Annotated in this window: 1 protein-coding gene; it reads right to left on the bottom strand. The window is 64.1% G+C overall.

Annotated features, from left to right (window positions below; genetic code table 11):
* Window positions 1-141: 141 nt before the first annotated feature.
* Window positions 142-1,711: transposase (locus tag ABD172_RS15185; RefSeq protein WP_344311049.1), on the bottom strand; the 1,570-nt coding region annotated here is incomplete at its 5' end.

Here is a 1,711-nt window from a genome sequence, read left to right as displayed (position 1 = left end):
TCGCGTTTTCAGCCTATCCAGGCCTACGGACACAAACCCGGCTTCGTGACCGCCATTTCCGGCACATGAGCCACTGACCGGCAACAAAACGGGCCGGGTGCGATCGCCCCAAGCGATCACACCCGGCCCCCGCCTAGCCCCTCAGGCCGTCATCACCACCGACTTGCGCGTCATCTCGTTGAACAACCGCATCACATTGCACGCCGCGGCCGCCAACAAGAACTCACCACGAACTTTCTCCAACCCCCGCATCGCGAACTGACGTAGCCCCCGCCAGTCCTTCAAATGCCCGAACACCGGCTCCACAATCGCCTGCCGACGCGTGTACACCTCCAGGTTCTCCGGGTCCTCGAACTTCTGCCGCATCGCCCACAACCCCGGATGCCGTACCTTCGTCTCCTCCGTCACGACTCCGGGACCCAAAGCAGCGACCTTCCACGCCTTGCCCACCGCGATCAACGACTCCACACCCGCGCCAGGCCCGGCATTCTCCTCCGAGAAATACCCGGCATCAGCCACCACCGTGCCCACCTCCCCGGCACCGGGGCAGGCAACCCCGACCTGCTGACGGACCCGCTCGACCATCGGCTGGTACAAATGCACATCGATCGGGTTGTCGAACACGTCCGCAGCGACGATCACATGATCATCCGATACCCCGATCTGCGCGTTGTACCCCTGAACGAAACCGTGCCGAGACTTCATCAAACGTGACTGCGGATCGGTGAGATTCCGCCTACCCACCGGCAGTTTCCCCTCCAACTCCGCGACCCTCGCTCGGGCCCGGGCCAGGGTCTCTTCCTTCTCCAGAATCCACCGCACTTTCTCCGGCGGCTGGGCCGGTTTCCCCGAAGGCCGGTGCCCCGCAGGCACTGCCGCACACCTGTCCAGGTACGCCTCGTACTTCGCTTGCTGCCGCGCTTTGATGAACGCGATCCGCGCTTCCAGCCGGTCCACCCTCTCCTGTGCCCGGGTCAACTGTTTGCCGGCCTGTGACCGGGGTGCTTCACGCCGCAGCGACTCCAGTCCTTCGACCGCGTTCTCCTTCGCCGGTGAGGACAACCGGTCCAAGAGCTTCCGACGCCCGGCCGCGTCCTCGTCGTCATCGTGACCCGACTGTCCGATACGAGCCTCATCGGCGTCATCACAGGCCTGCGCGTCCTCGATCACGTCGGCAGCGATCGCCGCCAAAGTCGTCTGCGTGTACGTGCGGTCCAGTGACGCGTTCGCCTTGATCTTCGTGCCATCGATCGCGACGACGCCGACTTTCACCATCCCGGCCCGATGGCACTCGGTGAGCACCTGGGTGAACAGGTCGGTAAAGGCCTTTACATGTGCCGACCGGAACCTGGCGATCGCGGTGTGGTCCGGGAACGCACCAGCGGTGAGGATCCGGAACGCGATATCCGTGTGGCAGAACGCCTCGATCTTGCGCGAGGACCGTACTCCCACGCAGTAGGCGTACAGCAGCAGGGCCAGCATCATGTCCGGGTCGTAGCCGCGGCGGCCGGCATTCGACCGCAGGCTCGTCCTGCGTGCCCGTGCGGTGTGGAACGCGGAGGTGTCCATCGTTTCGACGAGTTTGATCACGACCCATACGAGGTGGTCCTCCGGTAGCCAGTCACGCATGTCGGGGGCTATCAGGAGTGGTTGATCGCGCAGCACGGGTAGGTAGTCGTGAGCCATACCCGAATTATTCAATGCGTCCGCG

Source organism: Brevibacterium samyangense, assembly GCF_039529845.1.
Taxonomy (GTDB): Bacteria; Actinomycetota; Actinomycetes; order Actinomycetales; family Brevibacteriaceae; genus Brevibacterium; species Brevibacterium samyangense.
The sequence above is the reverse complement of the archived record's forward strand: the minus strand, read 5'-3'. Positions and strand labels throughout refer to the sequence as shown.